We start from the raw sequence: 22,040 nt of genomic DNA on the forward strand, positions 1-22,040 counted from the left end.
GATAGAGGGATAAATAGACTGGGCCACAATTATGCTGGTGTCGTACCCGTGACTGGGATATAATCCGCGCCGGAGTTGGCTGGGTAATCGCTGCTTTGTCGTTGTGCCTTCGGGCAGACGGACAGAGGGGAGGAAAGTCCGGGCTCCATAGGGCAGGGTGCCAGGTAACGCCTGGGGAGCGCGAGCTCACGACCAGTGCAGCAGAGAGTAAACCGCCGATGGCTCGTAAGAGCACAGGTAAGGGTGAAAGGGTGCGGTAAGAGCGCACCGCGCGTCTGGCAACAGTTCGTGGCACGGTAAACTCCACCCGGAGCAAGACCAAATAGGCCTCCATGGGCGCGGCCCGCGCTGGAGGCGGGTAGGTTGCTTGAGCCAGTGAGCGATTGCTGGCCTAGAGGAATGATTACTAATCGAGCTTGCTCGATACAAAACCCGGCTTATAAGGCCAACTCCCACCATTTAAAAAAACGCAGCCTCGGCTGCGTTTTTTATTGGGCGATACAAAGTAGCGCCAAGCGTTACAAGAAAGCTGTCAGCGGTAAGCTTTCGGCTGTCAGAAAAATAGCAGAGCAGTAAGTTAAAGATCGGCCCGCTTTTGATGTTCCTAAGCTGATCGCTGAAAGCTGACGGCTTACCGCTTTGTTCCCCTCCTTGTTTATTTTTTCTAACTTGCGAGCTTGAAAAGCGAGTGCTCGCTACTTACACTCTAGCGAAGTGGGAAAAAGTGGTTTTTTGTGGAACAAACTAGCGATTAAGGACTCATAATGCTGCGTGGTGCGCATGCCATCAGCCTAGATAGCAAGGGCAGATTGGCCATACCGACTCGATTTCGAGATAAGTTTCGCGATGAAAGCGACGGGCTGCTGGTGTGTACCATCGATATTTTTGAGCCCTGCTTATTGCTTTATCCGCTTAATGAATGGGAACTCATAGAAAAAAAGTTGCGTGCATTATCCAGTACGCAGCCGCAAGAACGGCGCTTGCAACGAGTATTACTCGGACATGCCACTGAATGTGAGTTAGATGCTCAGGGGCGAGTATTAGTGCCGAGCCCGCTTAGACAACATGCCGGGCTCAATAAAAAAATCATGCTAGTGGGGCAACTCAATAAATTCGAAATATGGGATGAGTCGCGCTGGCAACAACAAATTAGCGATGATTTGCAGGCACTTCCTCGAGAAGACTGGGAATTATCGGAACGACTGCGGGATTTCGCGTTATAACATGAGTCAACAACAGGCACACATCACAGTACTGCTACATGAAGCAGTTAACGGCTTGAACATTCAGCCAGACGGCATTTATGTCGATGGTACTTTTGGGCGCGGCGGTCATTCTCGTCATATTTTGTCGCAATTAGGCCCCAATGGCCGTTTATTAGCCATCGACCGCGACCCGCAAGCCATTGCTGAAGCTGCCACTATTGACGATCCCCGATTTCAAATCTTACACGGCCCTTTCTCTCGCTTAGCCGAGATGATGGCTGAGCTTGGGTTGTCCGGAAAGATTGATGGTGTGTTACTCGATTTAGGCGTGTCTTCTCCGCAGTTAGATGAAGCTGAACGCGGTTTTAGCTTTCAAAAAGACGGCCCCCTCGATATGCGCATGGACACCACCTGCGGCCAAAGTGCCGCTGATTGGCTGGCGCAGGCGTCTGAGGACGATATTAGCTGGGTACTAAAAAACTACGGCGAAGAAAAGTTTGCCCGCAAAATTGCCCGTGCCATTGTATTTGACCGAGCCACCGAACCGTATACTCGCACCCGTGCTTTGGCCCAGATGATAGCCCGAGTCAGCCCCAGCAAAGATAAACACAAACACGCTGCTACCCGTAGCTTTCAAGCCATTCGCATCCATGTTAACGGCGAGTTAGACGAAATTGAGCAGGCATTAGATGGTGCCTTAGATGTATTGGCGACTGGTGGCCGCTTGTCTGTGATCAGTTTTCACTCACTGGAAGACCGCATTGTTAAACGCTTTATTCGCAAACAAGAAAAAGGCCCAGAGTTTCCGCCTGGCTTGCCATTAACTGAAGCCCAGTTGTCCGGTGGCCGACTGTTAAAAAGCATTGGTAAAGCACAAAAGCCGTCGACGGCTGAAGTTGAAGTTAATCCACGGTCTCGCAGTTCGGTGCTACGAGTAGCTGAGCGACTGGACACACCAAGGTGAGAGCGACGCGTATTAATCTGGCCAAAGAGATTGGTCAAGACTTATTGCGGTATAAATGGCACCTGTTACTTACCCTATTTACGGTGAGTTCGGCTTTGGCCGTTATTGTTATTACTCAGGGTACACGGCAGTTTACTAGCGAGTACAACGAGTTAATGGCCGAGCAGGACCGACTCGATATTGAGTGGCGACATCTGTTATTAGAGCAAAATACCTTGATGGAACATAGCCGAATAGAAGCGCTTGCCCGAGAAAATCTGGGTATGCAGCGTCCCGCCCCTTCGCAAGAAAAACTGGTGACACAACAATGAGACGGCGCAAGCAGGCAAAAAAAGAACCCATGCTGACCAATTGGCGTTTTGTCACGGTATGCAGCGTGATCTTATTGGCGTTTGTTGCCCTGTTTGCAAGAGCTGCCTGGATACAAGTAGTGTCACCGGATCGGTTACGCATGGAAGGTGATATGCGCTCGTTGCGTACCACGGTTTCTAGCACTAACCGCGGCATGATCATGGACCGACACGGCGAGGAACTCGCGGTATCGGTGCCAGTGCAAGCGGTGTGGGCAGATCCTAAGCAAGTGCATGCCGAGCTGAGTCTCGAGAAAGAGCAAGCCTGGCAGGCGTTAGCCGATGTATTAGGCGAGCCCCGCGATAAGCTGGTTAAGCGGGTTGAAAACCCCAAACGACGCTTCGTGTATTTACAGCGACAGGTGACGCCGGCGGTAGCCGAATATATTCGTAAGCTACGCTTGCCCGGAGTGCACTTACGTCCTGAAGAGCGTCGTTTTTATCCCACTGGTGAAATTAACGCTCATATGGTGGGTTTAACCAACATCGATGGCAACGGCATTGAAGGCATAGAGCGGGGTTACAACGAATGGTTAACAGCCCAAGCGGGTGAGCGACGGGTGCGTAAAGATAGAACTGGCCGTGTTATTGAAGATCTCGGCGTAGTTTCCGAAGCGCGACAGGCAAACAACATACACTTGACCATCGATCAGCGACTTCAGGCCTTAGCCTATCGTTCTCTCAAGCGAGCAAGTGAATATTACAGAGCGACTTCCGCCTCTTTAGTGATGCTTGATGTAAAAACCGGTGAAGTGCTGGCCATGGTTAACACCCCCTCCTTTAATCCCAATAACCGCAGCCAGTATCAAAGCTTTCGCGCCCGTAACCGTGCCGTAACCGATACCTATGAACCCGGCTCGACACTCAAGCCGTTGATCGTGGTCAGCGCCTTAGAAAATGGCGTTGTTAACGCCGACTCCATTGTTGATACCAGCCCAGGTTGGATGCGCCTTGGTGGCAAGCGAGTATCAGACACCCGCAACCTAGGGCCCATTAGTGTGCAAACTATACTCATGCGCTCGTCTAACATGGGCATGGTGCGCATGGCGCTGCAAGAAACGCCCGAACAGCTGATTGATACCCTGTATCGATTTGGCTTGGGGATTGATTCGGGCATGGGGCTGGTTGGTGAAAGTTCAGGCGTGGTGCCGCAACGTCGACGCTGGTCCGAGATTGAAAAAGCGACCCTGTCCTTTGGTTATGGCTTGACGGTCACGCCACTACAGCTGACGCAAGCTTACGCGGTGATCGCAAATGGCGGCGTGCGTTACCCGCTAACCATTATCAAACGAGATCAAATGCCCCGGGGCGAGCAAGTGGTTCCGAAACAGCATGCTGATGCGGTTTTGCATATGCTAGAAGCGGTAGTGGGGCCGGGCGGTACGGCCGGTAATGCGGCGATACCTGGTTATCGCGTAGGCGGCAAGACTGGTACCTCACGCAAGGCCATTGCAGGCGGTTACGGTAATGATTATGTGGGCATTTTTGCTGGTGTAGCGCCGATCAGTAATCCGCGCTTAGCCATGGTGGTGGTGATGAATGAGCCACAGGGCGATAAGTATTATGGGGGTCAAGTTTCGGCGCCGGTGTTTGCCGAAGTGATGAGCGGCGCCTTGCAGCTGATGAATATTCGCCCCGATGGGGCTGAGCAAGAACAATTCCAATTAGCTGGTCAGGAGGTAAAGATTGTCCCTCACACTTAGAGATTTAGCCGTGCCCTTGGGGCTATCGGCTCCGGCCATCGCCATTAACTCCCTTACCTTAGATAGCCGGGCCGTGACGCCCGGCGCCTTGTTTATTGCCGTCAAAGGTTATAACACCGACGGGCGTCAGTTTATTGATGCCGCACTTGCCGCGGGTGCGGCAGCGGTAATGCATGAAGTCGATAGCCCTGAGCTTGCCGGCCTCGACTATCAAGACCACCGTTTGCTGGGTGTATACCGCCTTGGCGAACAACTGTCTCGATTAGCGGGAGTATTTTACGGCGATGCTTCTGCCAACCTGCAATTAGTGGGCGTGACTGGCACTAACGGCAAAAGCACCATTACGCAGTTAATTGCTAATTGGAGCTGCCTATTGGGCACTCAAGCTGGCGTCATGGGCACACTGGGCAATGGTCTTTATGGTGACTTGCAGCTTGCCGTCAATACCACGGGCTCGGCGCTAGAGGTGCAACAGCAACTTGCGCTGCAGCAGCGCGCAGGCGCAAAACGCATTGCTATGGAAGTGTCTTCTCATGGATTACATCAGCACCGAGTAGCCGCGCTTAATTTTGACGTAGCGGTGTTTACTAATCTCAGCCGAGATCATCTGGATTATCACGGAACTATGGCCGAGTACGGTGAGATTAAACGCCAATTATTTGAGCAATGTGAGCAAGCTAGGGTGATTAATGCCGACGATCCTGTGGGTCGTCGTTGGTTAAGTCACTATCCCCATGCCATTGCTTATAGCTTACACGGGCGACTCAGTGACTTTGCTGGCCGTCAATTAGTTGCCGAAACGGTACATTTTTATAGCGATGGCCTGAAAGTGGCCATTAACTCCGACTGGGGAAATGGTGTATTATCCGCCCCCCTAATGGGGCGCTTCAATGTGTCTAACGTATTGGCGGCGATGGCGGCTTTGCTGGCGCTGGGCGAATCGTTTGAACAACTGTTAGCCACGGCCCCACAACTGTCGGGAGTAGCGGGGCGCATGGAAACGTTTAGTGTGCCTAATCGGCCGTTAGTGGTGGTGGATTATGCCCACACTCCAGATGCGCTCGAGCAAGCGCTGCAAGCCTTGCGCCAGCACTGCAAAGGGCGCTTGTGGTGTTTAATCGGCTGTGGCGGCGATCGAGATAAAGGTAAGCGACCATTAATGGCAGCGGCGGCCGAGCAGGGTGCTGATGTGGTGATTTTAACTGATGACAACCCGCGCACCGAGTCGGCGGCGGCCATTATTGACGATATGCGCCAAGGTTTAAGCGAGCCAAGTACCGCTTTAATTATTCATCAAAGAGCCGAGGCTCTGGCGTATGCCATTGAGCAGGCGGCGGCGACAGATATTATTTTAGTGGCCGGTAAAGGCCACGAGGACTACCAGATAGTGGGTACTAACAAAACGCATTACAGTGACCGAGAAACTGCCGCCCAATTGCTGGGAGCGAACGGATGATCCCACTCAACCTTGAGCAACTCGCCCTTGCCTCCGGTGGCGAGTTACGTGGCGAGGATACCCGCATTATGGCCGTGACCACCGACAGTCGCCAACGATTGGCGGGCGGTGGGCTATTTGTAGCGCTCAGCGGTGAACGATTTGATGGCCACGACTTTGCAAACGCCGCCCAAGTACAAGGCGCAACAGCCTTACTGGTAGAGCGCTGGTTGGAACTGGACTTACCACAAATTAAGGTGGCGGATACTCGACTGGCCCTCGGCGTGTTGGGCGGTTTGGTGCGTGAGCTTAGCTCGGCCAAGGTATTGGCTATCACCGGTAGCTGTGGCAAAACCACGGTCAAAGAAATGGCGGCGGCTATCTTGCGCCAAAAAGGGTCCGTGCTGGCCACTAAAGGCAATCTTAATAATGAAATCGGCGTGCCATTAACGCTATGCGAGCTAACCCGCGATACCGAATATGCGGTCATTGAGCTGGGGGCCAATCATGTGGGCGAAATTGCTTGGACCAGCTCGCTGACACAACCGGATGTGGCGCTTATTAACAACGTTGAGGCATCACACCTCGAGGGGTTTGGTTCACTAGAAGGCGTGGCGCAGGCGAAAGGCGAAATTTATCATGGCCTGGTAGAGGGTGGCGTGGCTATTGCCAATGGCGATAGCCCGTTTTGCGCGCTGTGGAAACAACAGCATGAGTTAGTGTATTTTGGCGAGCATACAGACTACCGGGCGCGTGACATTACTCTAGATAAGTCGGGCTGCGCTCAGTTTCGCCTGCTTACTTCCCAAGGCGAGGTGGCCATACAGCTGCCGGTGCCGGGTAAACATAATGTATCGAATGCATTAGCTGCAGCTGCCGCCACCGAGGCGCTGGGGGCGAGTTTAGACGATATTGCCAGCGGCTTGAGTCAGTTTAAGTCGTCTGCAGGACGGTTACAGGTATGGACGCGACCGGGGTTGACGGTGCTGGATGATACATATAACGCCAGCGTCGCTTCTGTGTTGGCGGGCCTGGATACCTTGGCCAGCTTTCCTGGTTTTCATATCTTCGTGTTTGGCGATATGGGTGAGCTGGGAGAATACAGCAAGACGATGCACACCCAAGTGGGTGAGCATGCCAAAAAGCTGGGTATCGACTGTGTAATGACAGTAGGTCAAGACAGCAAACATACTGCAACGGCGGCTCAAGGCCTGCATTTTGCGGACAAACAACAATTACAGCCGGCGCTGCTTAAAGCGCTGGCCCAACACAATAAGGTTGTGGTTTTGATTAAGGGTTCACGCAGTGCTCGAATGGAAGATGTGGTTAGAGCCATTCAGGAGGAAACGCAATGCTAGTGTGGCTGGCGGAGTTGCTGACCCCTTACTTCAGCTTTTTTAACGTGTTTTCCTACCTCACCTTTAGGGCGGTTATCTCTATTTTAACCGGCTTGTTCGTGTGTTTATGGCTGGGGCCGCGGTTGATCCGCCGTTTGCAACTGCTGCAAATTGGCCAAGTAGTGCGCAACGACGGACCCGAGTCTCACCTTAGTAAATCAGGCACGCCGACCATGGGTGGCTTGATGATCATAATCTCCATTTTTGTGACCGTGCTGTTGTGGGCGCGGTTAGATAACCCTTATGTATGGATCGTACTATTTGTGCTGGGTGCTTTTGGTGCCATTGGCTTCGTGGATGACTATCGTAAAGTGGTCCGTAAAAACACCGATGGTTTAGTGGCGCGCTGGAAGTATTTTTGGCAATCGGCGGCGGCATTGGTTACCGCACTGCTTGCTTACTGGGTTGCTCAAGACCCCGCGCAAACCCAACTGGTGGTGCCTTTCTTTAAAGATGTGATGCCGCAACTGGGGCTATTTTTTATCATTCTCAGCTACTTCGTCATCGTGGGCTCGAGTAATGCGGTTAACCTCACCGATGGCCTAGATGGCTTGGCTATTATGCCGGTGGTGATGGTATCTGCCGGCTTTGCTTTGGTGGCGTGGGCGACGGGTAACGTTAACTTTGCCGCCTATTTGCATATTCCTTATGTCGCCCATGCGGGTGAGTTGACCGTGTTCTGCACGGCTATGGTGGGCGCGGGTTTAGGTTTTTTATGGTTTAACACCTATCCGGCCCAAGTATTTATGGGCGATGTCGGATCTTTGGCGCTGGGTGCTGCACTGGGCGCCATTGCGATATTGGTTCGCCAAGAATTTTTGCTGGTGATCATGGGCGGAATTTTCGTGATAGAAACCCTGTCGGTGATTTTGCAGGTCGGTTCCTACAAGTTGCGGGGGCAGCGAATTTTTCGTATGGCCCCGATTCATCATCATTATGAGCTTAAAGGCTGGCCCGAGCCGCGCGTAATCGTGCGCTTTTGGATTATTACCCTGATGCTGGTGCTGATTGGCCTAGCTACCCTGAAGGTGAGATAAAGCATGTTACCCGAGCGTATCTTGATCATTGGCTTAGGGCAGACGGGACTGTCTTGCTTGAACTATTGCCTAGCACGAGGCATTAGCCCCGTGATCATGGATACACGAGCTTGCCCTCCGGGGGCTGATCAGCTGCCGGAGCACATAGAGCGGCATTTTGGTGAACTGACGCTGGCGCCCATGTTGGCGGCGCAACTCATTGTGGCAAGCCCTGGGGTAGCGCTGAAGACTCCCGAGCTGCAGCAAGCACTAGCGGCAGGCATTGAAATAGTAGGTGACATCGAGTTGTTTGTGCGTGAATGCACAGCGCCTATTGTTGCCATTACCGGTTCTAACGGCAAAAGCACCGTCACCACATTAGTAGGTGAGATGGGGATTGAGGCCGGCATTAAAGTGGGTGTGGGCGGTAATATTGGCACGCCGGCATTGGATTTACTGTCCTCTGAGCTGGAACAGGTAGAGCCCTCAGCTGCACTTGAATTGATAGTGCTCGAGCTGTCCAGCTTTCAGCTGGAAACTACCTCTAGCCTGACCGCCTGTGCGGCCACTGTGCTTAACATCAGCGAAGACCATCTGGATCGCTATGACTCCCTTGCTCACTATCGTGATACCAAACTCGAAATTTACCACCAAGCCAGCCTAGCCGTTTATAACCGGGAAGACGATCAGACTCGTCCGCCAAAATCTGGAGCTATGGTGAGCTTTGGTCTCGATCAGACAGACTATGGCCGCATTCAGCATCAAGGTGAGTTGTGGTTAAGTCGCTTTGGCGAGCCCGTACTGCCGGTATCTGCCTTAAAGATATTAGGCACCCACAATCAGCTTAATGCGCTGGCTGCTATGGCATTGGCCGACCAAGCTGGTATACCGCAAGTGGCACAGTTGGCGGTATTACGCCGTTTCACTGGCTTAAAACACCGGTGTCAGTTTGTGGCCGAGAAGCAGGGCGTGCTGTGGGTGAATGATACCAAAGCCACTAATGTGGGGGCTACACTGGCCGCGATTGCCGGCATGAGCGAAGTGATTAGCGGACGATTATGGTTAATCGCCGGTGGCCAAGGTAAAGCCCAAGATTTTTCTCCATTAACTGCACTGCTAAACAGCGCCATTGCCGTCATGGTGTGTTTTGGTCAAGACCGACACCAACTGCTCGCACTGGCAGACAACACCCATGAGGTGAGCAATCTCGATGAAGCTGTGGCTTGGTGTGCGGCACAGGCTCGGGCGGGGGACTGCGTGCTGCTGGCTCCCGCATGCGCCAGCTTCGACATGTATGCTAATTATCAATTACGGGGTGAGCACTTTATTACTCTGGTGGAGACACTATGAAGTGGCCGAGCTTTGGTAGCGACTGGCTAACACGGCCCTCGACAGGGTTAATTTACGATCGCCAGTTGGTGATTTTATCGTTGGCATTAATGGCTGTCGGCTTAATCATGGTGTCTTCTGCGTCAATATCTGAAGGCATTAGCATCAATAACGACCCGTTCTTTTTTGTAAAGCGTCACGCGGTGTCCTTGGTGATTTGTTTGGGGCTCAGTGCGGTAGTGTTGCAAATACCCATGGCGCGCTGGCAGGCGTTTAACAGTGCATTTCTGATAATCGCAATATTAATGCTGGTATTAGTACTGGTGGTGGGACGAGAAATTAACGGTAGTCAGCGCTGGTTGCCATTAGGCTTATTAAACTTACAACCGGCAGAGGTGGCTAAGCTGGCGCTTTTTACCTTTTTAGCGGGCTATCTGGTGCGACGCCAAGATGAAGTGCGCGGCAAGTGGCGCGGGTTTATAAAGCCGCTGGCAGTGATGGGCGTGATGTCGGTATTGCTATTAATGCAGCCAGACTTAGGCTCGGTGGTGGTGTTGTTTATGACCACTCTAGGCATGTTGTTTTTGGCTGGAGCCCGCCTGAGTCAGTTCTTAAGCCTGGTGGGATTAGGCGTGGGATTATTGGTCTTCCTTATTGTTAATGCGCCATATCGTATGCGCCGAGTGACCTCTTTTTTAAACCCTTGGGAAGACCCGTTTGGTAGTGGTTATCAGCTAACGCAATCGTTAATGGCCTTTGGCCGTGGCGGCTGGTTTGGTGAAGGCTTAGGTAACTCGATTCAAAAGCTTGAATATTTGCCCGAAGCCCATACCGACTTCGTATTCGCTATTTTAGGTGAGGAGTTAGGCTACACCGGCGTATTGTTGGTGCTGCTACTGCAAGGGTGGCTGGCCTTTAAGGCGATGCATATTGGGCAAAAAGTGCTGCTAGGTGGCCGTCAATACGAAGGGTATTTGGCGATGGGCATCGGTATTTGGTTTAGCTTTCAAACCGTGGTCAACGTGGGCGCGACATCAGGCATGCTGCCGACTAAAGGACTGACCTTGCCTCTGGTTAGTTACGGTGGCTCGAGTTTATTAGTGATGAGCACCGCGGTGGCTATTTTGCTGCGCATCGACTTTGAATGGCGTCGCGACCATATGCAAGCCAGACAGCGGGAGGCCACGTAGTGAATAACCAAGCAGTGCAAGACCAGACTCAGCCTCAGGGGCAAAACAAGCCCTTAGCGAAAACCTTGCTAGTGATGGCCGGCGGTACCGGCGGCCATGTGTTTCCGGGGTTAGCGGTGGCTGATGTATTGCGCGCCCAGGGCTGGAATATTCATTGGCTTGGCACCGCCGAGCGCATGGAAGCTCAATTAGTGCCTAAACATGGCTATCCGCTGCATACCATTGCCATTGCCGGTGTTCGCGGCAATGGACTTAAGCGCAAACTGTTGGCACCTCTGCATATTTTAAGGGCCATTTGGCAAGCACGCCGCGTGCTTAAACAAGTTCGGCCCCAGGTAGTGTTAGGCATGGGTGGCTTTGCCGCGGGCCCCGGTGGCGTGGCGGCGTGGTTAGCTGGTATTCCGCTGGTGCTGCATGAGCAAAATGCGGCGGCGGGCATGACCAATAAGTTACTGGCACGCTTGGCTAAGCGGATATTAATGGCTTTTCCCGGTGCCTTTGCTAATGCGGATAATACTCAAATCGTCGGTAATCCGGTGCGAGCTGACGTACTGGCATTACCGGCACCTAGAAGCCGCATTATCACCACTGCTCAGCCGTTGCGATTGCTGGTAGTCGGCGGTAGCTTAGGCGCCAAAGTATTAAATGAACTCGTCCCGCAAGCCGTGTCGCTGGCGGGCAATATTCAAGTGCGCCACCAAACCGGTAAAGGTAACGCCACTGCTGTACAGGCGGCCTACCAACAGCACGGCATTAAGGCCGAGGTGAGTGACTTTATCGACGATATGGCCGCCGCATATGGCCATGCTGATCTAGTGGTGTGCCGAGCCGGAGCGTTAACTGTATCCGAAGTGGCAGCCGCCGGTGTGGGGGCGATATTTGTGCCGCTGCCTCATGCGGTAGATGATCATCAAACTAAAAACGCTCGAACTTTGTCCGAGCAGGGCGCGGCCATCATAATGGCGCAGTCTGAGCTAAGTGCGATAACGCTTGCCGAGCAGCTGCAGCATTTTAGCGAGAATCGATCGCAACTGTTGGCCATGGCCGAACAGGCGCGAACTTTAGCAATTACCGATGCTGCAGAGCGCGTGGCCGAGAGCTTGCGAGCGGTAGCGAAATAAATTGAGAGAATGGCATGACCAAGGTTGAACTGGCAAAAATCAGAAGCATGGTACCCGAGATGAGACGGGTGCGCCGCATTCACTTCATCGGCATCGGTGGTGCGGGTATGGGCGGTATTGCCGAAGTGCTGGCCTACGAAGGTTATGCTATTTCGGGCTCCGATATTGCCTACAACCCGGTCACCGATCGGTTAGCCGCCATGGGCGCCACCATTTATTTAGGTCATGCGCCAGAGCAAGTGGCCGACGTGAGTGTGGTGGTCATCTCCACAGCCATTAGTGACGATAACCCAGAGCTAATGGCCGCCCGAGAATTGCGAATTCCTGTAGTGCGCCGCGCAGAAATGTTGGCGGAGCTCATGCGCTTTCGCCACGGTGTCGCGGTGGCGGGTACCCATGGAAAAACCACCACCACCAGCCTTATTGCCAGCATTTATGGTGAAGCAGGGCGCGATCCAACCTTTGTGATTGGTGGTCTGCTAAACAGTGCGGGTTGTAATGCTCGCTTAGGCAGCAGCCGTTATTTGATTGCCGAAGCCGATGAAAGCGATGCGTCTTTTTTGCATCTGCAGCCCATGGTCTCCATTGTGACCAATGTTGAAGCTGATCACATGGACACCTATGGCGGAGACTTCAGCAAGTTAGAAGACACCTTCATCGATTTTTTACATAACTTACCGTTTTACGGCTTGGCGGTATTGTGTATCGATGATGAGGTGGTGCGAGAGCTAATGCCTCGGGTGAGCCGCCAGTGTGTGACCTATGGCTTCGTTGATGATGCCGATTACCGTATTACCGACTTTAGTCAGAACAGGGATCATTGCCAGTTTAGTGTCTGTCGGCCCGACGGTAGTGTTCTTAACGTACAGCTGAACTTGCCAGGCAGACACAATGCACAAAATGCGACGGCAGCTATTGCCGTCGCCTGTGAAGATGGCGTGACAGATAAGGCAATTTTGGCGGCGCTGATGAAGTTTGAAGGTGTGGGTCGACGTTTTCAGCAGTATGGTGAGTTTGAGACTGGTCGCGGGCTGGCTAAGTTAGTCGATGACTACGGACACCATCCCAGCGAAGTGCGGGCCACACAACAAGCGGTGCGGGCCGGCTGGCCAGAGCGACGCCTCATCACTATTTATCAGCCTCATCGTTATAGCCGCACCCGCGACCTGTATGAAGATTTTGTTGATGTATTATCGAAAACCGATGTGCTGATCTTGCTTGAAGTGTACAGTGCAGGCGAAACACCGATTCCCGGTGCCGACAGCCGCGCGCTGTGCCGCTCTGTACGCAGCCGTGGAAAAATGGAACCCATTTATGTTGCCACGCCCGGTGAGGTTCCCAAGGTATTGGCGGAGTTGCTACAAGATGGCGATTTAGTCCTTACTCAAGGTGCAGGTAATGTGGGTGGATTAGCGCGTCAGCTGGGTGAATTACAACTATCAATTGCTGCCATGCAGCAAGGAGAGCAGGGATGACACAGTTCGGTAAAGTCGCAGTATTGTTTGGTGGGCATTCGGCTGAACGAGAGGTGTCGCTGCGCTCTGGTGCTGCGGTACTGGCGGGATTGCAGCGCGCGGGAGTTGATGCTCACGGTATAGACACCCAAGGCTATCCTTTGGCCCAGCTTAAAGAAGAAGGTTTTGAACGCGCTTTTATTGTGGTGCATGGACGAGGGGGCGAAGACGGTACCTTGCAAGGGGCACTAGAGCATCTTGGTGTGCCTTATACCGGCTCTCGGGTGTTGGGAGCGGCTTTGGCGATGGACAAGATACGCACTAAACAAGTGTGGAAAACCATGGGCCTGCCTACTGCCGACTTTCGTGTGGTGCACAAAGACCAGTTTAAAGCCACTGATGCTGCCGAGTTGCTAGCGCAATTTGATGGCCCGGTGTTTGTTAAACCGGCCAATGAAGGCTCCAGCATTGGCATGACCAAAGCTACCGATGCTGCCACCTTAACTGCGGCAGTTGCAGAAGCGTTTAAATTTGACGCTGAAGTATTGATTGAGCGCTTTATAGATGGCGACGAATACACGGTGAGCATTTTAGGCGAACAGGCTTTACCGGCTATTCGTCTGCGTACCACCCATGATTTTTATGATTACTCGGCTAAGTACCAGTCTGGTGATACCGAGTATTTATGCCCATGTGGCTTAAGTGACGCCGATGAACAGGCGCTGGGCGCATTAAGTGTGGCCGCCTTTACGGCAGTTGCCGCTAGTGGTTGGGGCCGAGTCGATCTTATGCAAGACAAAGCCGGACAGTGGTGGTTGCTGGAAGTAAATACCGTACCCGGTATGACCGAAACCAGCCTAGTGCCCAAATCGGCCAAAGTGGCCGGCTTGTCATTTGAGCAGCTGGTAGTTGCAGTGTTGGAGCAGGCATACTGATATGACCGTTGCCGTAGCCCGCACTCGGCTTGCCTTCATCGGTGGCCTGACCTTTTTTTTGTTAGTGCTGTCGGCACTGTTGTGGGGGCTATGGGTGCTGGTGGTTTGGATGACGGCGGCTAACCAAGTACCGGTGAACAATCTGATTATTCAGGGGGAGCACCGTTACCTTAGCCGAGATGAAATACGCCAATCGGTGCTCAAGCTACCCAGTGTAGGTAACTTTTTTGCCCTAGAAGTCGATCAAGTGCAACAGCAGTTACAGTCGCTACCTTGGGTATATCAGGCCTCGGTACGTAAACAGTGGCCGGATACGGTGCGGGTCTACCTTATTGAGCAACAGGTAGCGGCCCACTGGAACCAAGATGCAATGCTTAATATACATGGTGAAGTGTTTCGCACTCGCCACCCAGGATTAGCACTGGTGTCTTTATCCGGGCCCGATGAAGAGTCGGCGCGAGTATTAGAGGAGTACCAGCATGTGCAAACATTATTACAGCCCAAAGGGTATGATATCGAGCGAGTTCACTTGACGCCTCGACGCTCTTGGGAATTAACCTTAAAAAGTGGAATTAAGTTGTTACTGGGCCGAGAAGATATAGAAGCGCGGTTGCAACGTTTTATTGATGTCTATCCGGGCATCGAACAGCGCGAGCGGGTAGCTTACCTCGATTTGCGTTACGATACCGGGCTGGCAGTGGGATGGAAGCAGGACGAAGAGACGGATAATGACCAAAAACGCGGAAAGAAACCTGATCGTCGGGCTTGATATCGGCACGGCTAAGGTAACGGCGCTGGTTGGGGAAGTGTTACCCGATGGCGATTTAAACGTAATAGGCCTTGGTAGTCATTCTTCAAAAGGAATGGACAAGGGCGGGGTAAACGATCTTGAATCAGTGGTTAAGTCACTAAAGCGAGCAGTAGATGAAGCGGAAATGATGGCAGATTGCCAGATCACCTCCGTTTATCTTGGCTTATCGGGCAAGCATATCGAATGCCGTAATGAAACCGGGATGGTGCCGATTTCTGACGAAGAAGTGACTCAAGAAGATGTTGATAATGTTATCCATACTGCTAAATCGGTACGGTTATCAGATGAACATCGAGTGCTGCATGTACTACCACAAGAGTACTCCATCGATTTTCAAGAAGGGATTAAAAACCCCATCGGTCTGTCAGGGGTACGGATGCACGCTAAAGTGCACCTTATTACGTGCCATAACGACATGGCGCGTAATATCGAAAAGTGCGTCGAGCGCTTGGGCTTACGGGTTGATCAGCTGATATTCAGCGCCTTAGCATCGAGTTATGCGGTACTCACTGACGACGAGAAAGAGCTGGGTGTATGTGTGGTCGATATGGGCGGCGGCACCATGGATATGGCGGTATTCACCGGTGGCGCCTTGCGCCATACCAAGGTGATCCCCTATGCGGGCAGCACGGTAACCAGTGATATTGCCTACGCTTTTGGCACGCCACCACTGGATGCCGAGGCCATTAAAATGCGCCATGGTAATGCCTTTAGTCGCTTGGTGAGCAAAGAAGACACCATAGAAGTGCCAAGTGTTGGGGGCCGTCCGGCCCGCAGCCTGCAGCGTCAGACATTGGCCGAAGTGATTGAGCCACGTTATAGCGAGCTGCTGGGCATGATCAACCAAGAGCTAAGTGAAATTCAAGCAGAGCTGAAAAAAGCCGGTGTTAAACATCAGTTGGCAGCAGGTTTGGTATTAACCGGTGGTGCAGCGCAAATTGAAGGGCTGGTAGAATGTGCCGAGCAAATATTTCAATGTCAGGTGCGTATTGGCCAGCCTACGGGTGTGAAAGGATTATCAGATTATGTTGAGACACCCGTGTACTCCACAGCCGTTGGCTTATTGCACTACGGTAAGGAGCACCAGTCAATGCCTCAGCAGGACTACAACGGGAAATCCAGTTTTGGGTCGATTTTTAAACGAATTGGCAACTGGGTGCGTGGCGAATTTTAATCTTGGCCGTACTTATTCACAGTAAATAAGTCGGCAAGAGCACAGTGGAGAGACTCTTATGCCTAATAACATGTTTGAATTAATGAATGACGATCACGAGCAGGAAGCCGTCATTAAAGTCGTGGGTGTGGGCGGCGGCGGCGGTAATGCTGTTGAACACATGGTGCGTGAAAATCTAGAAGGTGTCGAGTTTTTAGCCATTAATACCGACGCCCAAGCGCTGCGTAACTCCAGTGCTTCTCGTACTCTGCAGGTCGGTGGTGACATCACCAAAGGCTTAGGGGCTGGCGCTAATCCAGAGGTGGGTCGCGACGCCGCACTGGAAGATCGCGACGCCATTCGTGAATTACTCAATGGCGCTGATATGGTGTTTATTGCCGCAGGTATGGGGGGAGGCACCGGGACCGGTGCAGCACCAGTCGTTGCCGAAATAGCGAAAGAGTTAGGTATTTTAACGGTTGCCGTGGTGACCAAGCCGTTTGCCTTTGAAGGCAAAAAGCGCATGACCTATGCCCAGCAAGGCATTAATGAGTTAGCCAAGCATGTTGACTCCTTGATCACTATTCCTAACGACAAGCTGTTGAAAGTATTGGGCCGAGGCATTTCGTTGTTGGATGCCTTTAGAGCGGCGAACGACGTTTTGCTCGGTGCGGTACAGGGGATTGCTGAGCTGATTACTCGTCCTGGTTTAATCAACGTCGACTTTGCAGACGTGCGAACTGTAATGCGCGAAATGGGTACCGCTATGATGGGTACTGGCAGCGCAACCGGTGAAGACCGAGCCGAAGAAGCGGCTGAAAAAGCCATTTCTAGCCCGCTACTAGAAGATGTTGATTTGGCAGGTGCACGGGGTATTCTAGTGAATATTACCGCCGGCCTAGACATGACTATCGAAGAATTTGAAACCGTAGGTAATGCGGTTAAAGCCTTCGCGTCTGAAAATGCCACTGTGGTAGTCGGTACGGTATTGGATCCTGATGTAAGTGATGAGCTACGAGTTACAGTAGTTGCGACCGGCATTGGCGCTGAGCGTAAGCCCGATATTACCTTGGTAAAATCAGGCACTAGCAATCGTGACGACAATGGCATGCGCCATGTGGATACGCAGCGTGAAGAGCAGCAAGGTAAGATGGTGGTTAACGCTGACGCGACTCAAGCTAAGACAGATATGGATTACCTGGATATCCCTGCGTTCCTGCGCAAGCAAGCGGACTAACAGGGTCGTAATTTGCGATGGTGGATTATTATGCTAACATATCGGACCATTTGAATTCGGTTCGCATCTGACCCATGATTCATAATAATGGGTCGATAAGCTACTGGCGGATAACCTATGATTAGACAACGAACGTTAAAGAATACCGTGCAAGCCACCGGAATTGGCCTGCACTCTGGCCATAAAGTACAAATGACCTTTGTACCCGCGCCGGCCAACACAGGTATCGTGTTTCGTCGTACCGATCTGGACCCGCAGGTCGATATTAAAGCTGATGCTGCCTTGGTAAAAGATACCATGCTGTGTACTGCCTTAGTTAATGAAGAAGGCGTGCGAGTCTCTACCATAGAGCACTTGTCTGCCGCGTTAGCGGGGCTGGGCATTGATAACCTGATTGTTGAGGTAGACGCTCCCGAAGTACCGGTTATGGACGGCAGCTCGCATCCTTTTATTTATTTATTACAGTCTGGCGGTATTCGCGAGCTTAACGCGCTAAAGCGCTTTATTCGCATTAAGAAAACAGTACGTGTAGAAGACGGTGATAAGTGGGCTGAGTTTAGGCCTCACAATGGTGGCTTTAAGATGGACTTAACCATCGACTTCGACCATCCGGCCTTTGCCGGCGAAAGCCAGCATCTGGTATTGGACTTTTCGGGGGCCGCATTTGTAAAAGAACTTAGCCGCGCTCGTACCTTTGGTTTTATGCGTGATATTGAATATTTGCACTCACAAAACCTCGCATTAGGTGGCAGTTTAGAAAATGCCGTAGTACTGGATGATTACAAGGTGCTAAACGACGACGGCCTGCGCTACCCCAACGAATTTGTGAAGCACAAGATGTTGGACGCCATTGGCGACCTATATATGTGTAATCACAGTATTTTGGGTGAGTTTTGCGCTTACAAAACCGGACATGCGCTTAACAATACGTTATTGCGCGCCATGCTTGCCAACACCGAAGCGTGGGAAATTGTCACCTTTGGCGAGCAAGATGCACAGTCGCCAATTCGTTACTACGATACCGCGTTTAGTCCCGCCTAACATCAATCTAAGACACGCCAGCACTCTCTCCGCTGCCGTGTCTTTTTATTTTCTGTAGCTTAACTCCATGACCCAGACTACCTCTGCTATTGGCACTCGTGCCCCATTTAGACGGCTTAGCCACTGGCTGCTGGTCGGCCTGTGTTTACTGCAGCTACCCGTCATTTTGTATTTATACACTCAGTGGCAAGAAGCACAGCAACAGCAGGGGCGATTAGGCTATCAACTAGAACAGCAACAGCGTCATCAACAACGCGAATTAAGTCGTATCGGTCAGCGTTTAGGGCAGTTGCAAGCTGAGCTAGGCCAAGTAAGCATGATGGGGCAGCGGTTAGTTAAAGATTATGATTTAGTGGATGAATTGCCACTGCAACGATTAGACGTTAACTTATTACAACGCCCATTTAGCGGGTTTTCTGATTTGCATCAAACACTAACGCAAGTGTTAGCGCAAACTCAAGAATATGGCATAAACTTGGCGGCACTTGAATCTTTGCTATTGAACCTCCATATCAATGAGATTACGCGGATCCAAGGTCATCCGGTGCCAGGTTACAGTCGTGAAAGCTCGGGCTTTGGCCAACGTCGTGATCCTTTTACCGGTCATGCTCGGTGGCATCGCGGCTTAGACTTTGCCGGTAAGAAGGGGCAACCCATAGCGGCAACCGCCACGGGCGTGGTGAGTCTTTCTGAACGACATCCCGCGTTTGGCAACATGGTTGAAATTAGCCATGGTCAGGGGTGGATTACACGATATGCCCATTTAGATTCACTACTGGTTCAAGTGGGAGAGCGCGTTGAAAATGGGCAAGAGATTGCCCGAATGGGACGTACAGGGCGGGCAACTGGCGTTCATTTGCATTATGAAGTATTGAAAGGTAACCGGCAGCTGGATCCTAAGCGCTTTTTGCCATATTAACGTTCGGCCCCATACGGGGTTTTATCTTCCATCATCATTATTGGCCAAATATGATTACTAAATTTTTTACCATGATAGTTGGTAGCCGTAACGACAGAACCTTAAAACGGCTGCGTAAAGTTGTAGATGAAATCAATGCGATGGAGCCGAAGTTCGAAGCACTTTCTGATGCCGAGCTGCAGGCTAAAACCGTTGAATTTCGCCAACGTTTAGAGCAGGGCGAAACCTTAGAGCAATTATTGCCAGAAGCCTTTGCTACCGTGCGCGAGGCGTCACGTCGTGTGTACGATATGCGCCATTTTGATGCGCAGATGATTGGCGGCATGGTATTGCACAACAATCAAATTGCCGAAATGAAAACCGGTGAAGGTAAAACGCTCACTGGTACCCTACCTGTCTATCTGCATGCACTGACCGGCCGTGGTGTACACGTGGTGACGGTGAATGATTACTTGGCACGCCGTGATGCGGAAACTAACCGCGCCCTGTATGAGTTCTTAGGGATGACGGTCGACTGCAACTTACCTGGTATGGACTCGGCTGAAAAACACGCCGCTTATGCCGCTGATGTTACTTACGGCACCAATAACGAGTTTGGCTTCGACTATTTACGTGACAACATGGCCTTTTCGCCCGAGCAACGGGTGCAGCGGCCTTTGTACTACGCACTGGTGGATGAGGTGGACTCGGTATTAATTGATGAAGCCCGCACCCCCCTCATTATCTCTGGCCCTGCCGAAGACAGCTCCGAGCTGTATATTCGAATTAACACCTTGATCCCTAAGCTGGTAAAGCAGGATAAAGAAGATACCGAAGAATATACTGGTGATGGTCACTATACGGTTGATGAGAAAAATAAACAGGCGCTACTGACCGAAAACGGCCAGATCTTCGTAGAAGAAGAGCTTAAGCGGATGGGGCTTATCGAAGAAGACGACTCGCTGTTTTCTGCTAGCAACATTACGCTATTGGCCCATGTTAATGCGGGGTTACGTGCACACACGTTGTTTGAGCGTAATGTTGACTACATAGTACAAGATGGCGAGGTGGTGATTGTTGATGAACACACCGGCCGTACCATGCCGGGGCGTCGCTGGTCTGAAGGGCTACACCAGGCGGTAGAAGCTCGAGAAGGCGTAAAAATTCAGAATGAAAACCAGACTCTCGCGTCGATCACCTTTCAGAATTTCTTTCGGTTATACGATAAGTTAGCCGGCATGACGGGTACTGCTGATACCGAAGCGTTCGAATTCCAGCACATTTATGGTTTGGATACCGTGGTGATCCCCACCAATAAGCCCATGGTGCGTAAAGATAAGGGCGACTTGGTGTACCTGACCGCCCTGGAAAAATATCAAGCCATAGTGGTGGATATTAAAGATTGCGTCGAGCGCGGCCAACCAGTGTTAGTGGGCACGGTTTCAATTGAAAACTCTGAGCTGTTATCGGGTATTTTAGATAAAGAAAAGATACCGCATCGGGTACTGAACGCTAAATTTCACGCCAGCGAAGCGCAGATTATTGCCGAAGCGGGTGAGTCTGGCGTAGTGACCATTGCCACCAACATGGCCGGTCGTGGTACGGATATTGTATTGGGTGGTAACTGGCAGTCAGAAATTGATAAGCTTGAAGCCCCCAACGCCGAGCAAATTGCCGCGATTAAAGCCGACTGGAAAGTACGCCATGACGCTGTGATTGCCGCCGGTGGCTTGCATATAATTGGTACCGAACGTCACGAATCACGCCGTATCGATAACCAGCTACGTGGCCGTGCGGGCCGTCAAGGTGATGCCGGCTCTAGCCGGTTCTATCTGTCGATGGAAGATGCGCTAATGCGTATCTTCGCTTCAGACCGTGTCACCGGTATGATGAAAAAGCTAGGCATGGAAGAAGGTGAGGCCATTGAGCACCCTTGGGTAAGCCGTGCCATTGAAAATGCCCAGCGCAAGGTTGAAACTCGCAACTTTGATATTCGTAAGAACCTGCTTGAATTTGATGACGTGGCTAACGATCAGCGTAAAGTGATTTACGAGCAGCGTAACGAATTGTTAGATGCCAGCGATATTAGCGACACCATCAGCGTGATCCGCGAAGACGTAATCAACGGTATTGTTGATGAGTATATTCCGCCGCAATCATTAGAAGAAATGTGGGATGTACCTGGGCTTGAGCGCCGCTTACAGGCTGACTTTGGCCTAGAAGTGCCGGTGAGCGCTTGGCTGACAGAAAACGATAAGCTGCACGATGAACAGTTGCGCGAACAAATACAGGCTGTAGCGGCCAAGGACTATGCCGATAAAGAAGAGATCGTCGGCTCCGAGGTGATACGCCAGTTTGAAAGCTCGGTGATGCTACAAACTCTAGACACACTGTGGAAAGAGCACTTGGCGGCCATGGATCATCTGCGCCAAGGCATTCATTTGCGGGGCTATGCGCAAAAAAACCCTAAGCAAGAATATAAGCGTGAGTCTTATGAGTTGTTCACTCAGTTGCTAGAGAATCTGAAACGAGAAGTGGTCAGCATTTTGAGCCGGGTGAAGGTGCAAAGTCAGGAAGAAGTAGCTGCGGCAGAAGAAAAGCGCCGTGAAGCAGCAGAAAGCTTACCGCAAAACTACAGTCACGCTTCAGCCGACAACTTGCTAGAAGATGAGACGTCACCCGCTGCCGGTGATAGTGCTCCTTTTGTACGCGAGGGACAAAAGATAGGGCGCAACGATGCTTGCCCTTGTGGTTCGGGTAAAAAGTATAAACAGTGCCACGGCAAGCTAAGTTAAGCCATT

The 22,040-nt window shown here is 51.7% G+C and carries 18 protein-coding genes and 1 other RNA gene; all 19 read left to right on the forward strand.

Annotated features, from left to right (window positions below):
* Window positions 1-71 precede the first annotated feature (71 nt).
* Window positions 72-457: RNase P RNA component class A (rnpB, locus tag ACFQ1C_RS02025), an RNA gene on the forward strand.
* A gap of 307 nt (window positions 458-764) precedes the next feature.
* Window positions 765-1,223 carry a division/cell wall cluster transcriptional repressor MraZ gene (gene mraZ, locus ACFQ1C_RS02030; protein ID WP_379556867.1) on the forward strand — a complete coding sequence of 153 codons (459 nt, stop codon included), beginning with the start codon at window positions 765-767 and terminating at the stop codon, window positions 1,221-1,223.
* Between the two features lies 1 nt (window position 1,224).
* On the forward strand, window positions 1,225-2,169 hold the full coding sequence (gene rsmH, locus ACFQ1C_RS02035; protein ID WP_379556868.1) for a 16S rRNA (cytosine(1402)-N(4))-methyltransferase RsmH: 945 nt from the start codon (window positions 1,225-1,227) through the stop codon (window positions 2,167-2,169).
* The gene (gene ftsL, locus ACFQ1C_RS02040; protein ID WP_379556869.1) at window positions 2,166-2,480 is read left to right on the forward strand and encodes a cell division protein FtsL; all 315 of its coding nucleotides are present in this window, start codon (window positions 2,166-2,168) and stop codon (window positions 2,478-2,480) included. The genes rsmH and ftsL overlap by 4 nt, the downstream gene beginning before the upstream one ends.
* A complete protein-coding gene (locus ACFQ1C_RS02045) occupies window positions 2,477-4,222 on the forward strand; it encodes a penicillin-binding transpeptidase domain-containing protein (RefSeq protein WP_379556870.1) in 1,746 nt (581 codons plus the stop codon). Before ftsL ends, ACFQ1C_RS02045 begins: the two co-directional genes overlap by 4 nt.
* Complete coding sequence (murE, locus tag ACFQ1C_RS02050; protein WP_379556871.1) at window positions 4,206-5,678, forward strand: UDP-N-acetylmuramoyl-L-alanyl-D-glutamate--2,6-diaminopimelate ligase; 1,473 nt, start codon at window positions 4,206-4,208, stop codon at window positions 5,676-5,678. Before ACFQ1C_RS02045 ends, murE begins: the two co-directional genes overlap by 17 nt.
* Window positions 5,675-7,015: a UDP-N-acetylmuramoyl-tripeptide--D-alanyl-D-alanine ligase gene (locus ACFQ1C_RS02055; protein WP_379556872.1), complete on the forward strand. Its 1,341-nt coding sequence runs from the start codon at window positions 5,675-5,677 to the stop codon at window positions 7,013-7,015. Before murE ends, ACFQ1C_RS02055 begins: the two co-directional genes overlap by 4 nt.
* Window positions 7,009-8,091 (forward strand): phospho-N-acetylmuramoyl-pentapeptide-transferase, encoded by a 1,083-nt coding sequence (gene mraY / locus ACFQ1C_RS02060; RefSeq protein ID WP_379556873.1) that lies wholly within the window; start codon window positions 7,009-7,011, stop codon window positions 8,089-8,091. Before ACFQ1C_RS02055 ends, mraY begins: the two co-directional genes overlap by 7 nt.
* Before the next feature lie 3 nt (window positions 8,092-8,094).
* On the forward strand, window positions 8,095-9,420 hold the full coding sequence (gene murD, locus ACFQ1C_RS02065) for a UDP-N-acetylmuramoyl-L-alanine--D-glutamate ligase (protein WP_379556874.1): 1,326 nt from the start codon (window positions 8,095-8,097) through the stop codon (window positions 9,418-9,420).
* Window positions 9,417-10,589, forward strand: a complete 1,173-nt coding sequence (ftsW, locus tag ACFQ1C_RS02070) for a cell division protein FtsW (protein WP_379556875.1) — start codon at window positions 9,417-9,419, stop codon at window positions 10,587-10,589. The genes murD and ftsW overlap by 4 nt, the downstream gene beginning before the upstream one ends.
* On the forward strand, window positions 10,589-11,710 hold the full coding sequence (murG, locus tag ACFQ1C_RS02075; RefSeq protein WP_379556876.1) for an undecaprenyldiphospho-muramoylpentapeptide beta-N-acetylglucosaminyltransferase: 1,122 nt from the start codon (window positions 10,589-10,591) through the stop codon (window positions 11,708-11,710). Before ftsW ends, murG begins: the two co-directional genes overlap by 1 nt.
* 14 nt (window positions 11,711-11,724) lie before the next feature.
* Entirely contained in the window at window positions 11,725-13,185 is a 1,461-nt protein-coding gene (gene murC, locus ACFQ1C_RS02080) for a UDP-N-acetylmuramate--L-alanine ligase (protein ID WP_379556877.1), read from the forward strand.
* Window positions 13,182-14,099 (forward strand): D-alanine--D-alanine ligase, encoded by a 918-nt coding sequence (locus tag ACFQ1C_RS02085; protein ID WP_379556878.1) that lies wholly within the window; start codon window positions 13,182-13,184, stop codon window positions 14,097-14,099. Before murC ends, ACFQ1C_RS02085 begins: the two co-directional genes overlap by 4 nt.
* Before the next feature lies 1 nt (window position 14,100).
* Complete coding sequence (locus ACFQ1C_RS02090; RefSeq protein WP_379556879.1) at window positions 14,101-14,868, forward strand: cell division protein FtsQ/DivIB; 768 nt, start codon at window positions 14,101-14,103, stop codon at window positions 14,866-14,868.
* Window positions 14,828-16,084, forward strand: coding sequence for a cell division protein FtsA (gene ftsA / locus ACFQ1C_RS02095; protein WP_379556880.1), 1,257 nt, complete (start codon window positions 14,828-14,830; stop codon window positions 16,082-16,084). The genes ACFQ1C_RS02090 and ftsA overlap by 41 nt, the downstream gene beginning before the upstream one ends.
* A gap of 70 nt (window positions 16,085-16,154) precedes the next feature.
* Window positions 16,155-17,300 (forward strand): cell division protein FtsZ, encoded by a 1,146-nt coding sequence (gene ftsZ, locus ACFQ1C_RS02100; protein ID WP_379556926.1) that lies wholly within the window; start codon window positions 16,155-16,157, stop codon window positions 17,298-17,300.
* A 117-nt stretch (window positions 17,301-17,417) separates the two neighbouring features.
* Window positions 17,418-18,341: a UDP-3-O-acyl-N-acetylglucosamine deacetylase gene (gene lpxC / locus ACFQ1C_RS02105; protein WP_379556881.1), complete on the forward strand. Its 924-nt coding sequence runs from the start codon at window positions 17,418-17,420 to the stop codon at window positions 18,339-18,341.
* A gap of 67 nt (window positions 18,342-18,408) precedes the next feature.
* Window positions 18,409-19,260, forward strand: coding sequence for a M23 family metallopeptidase (locus ACFQ1C_RS02110; protein ID WP_379556882.1), 852 nt, complete (start codon window positions 18,409-18,411; stop codon window positions 19,258-19,260).
* A 50-nt stretch (window positions 19,261-19,310) separates the two neighbouring features.
* A complete protein-coding gene (secA, locus tag ACFQ1C_RS02115; RefSeq protein WP_379556883.1) occupies window positions 19,311-22,034 on the forward strand; it encodes a preprotein translocase subunit SecA in 2,724 nt (907 codons plus the stop codon).
* The last annotated feature ends 6 nt before the right edge of the window (window positions 22,035-22,040 follow it).

The organism is Oceanisphaera ostreae (assembly GCF_042676125.1).
GTDB lineage: Bacteria > Pseudomonadota > Gammaproteobacteria > Enterobacterales > Aeromonadaceae > Oceanimonas > Oceanimonas ostreae.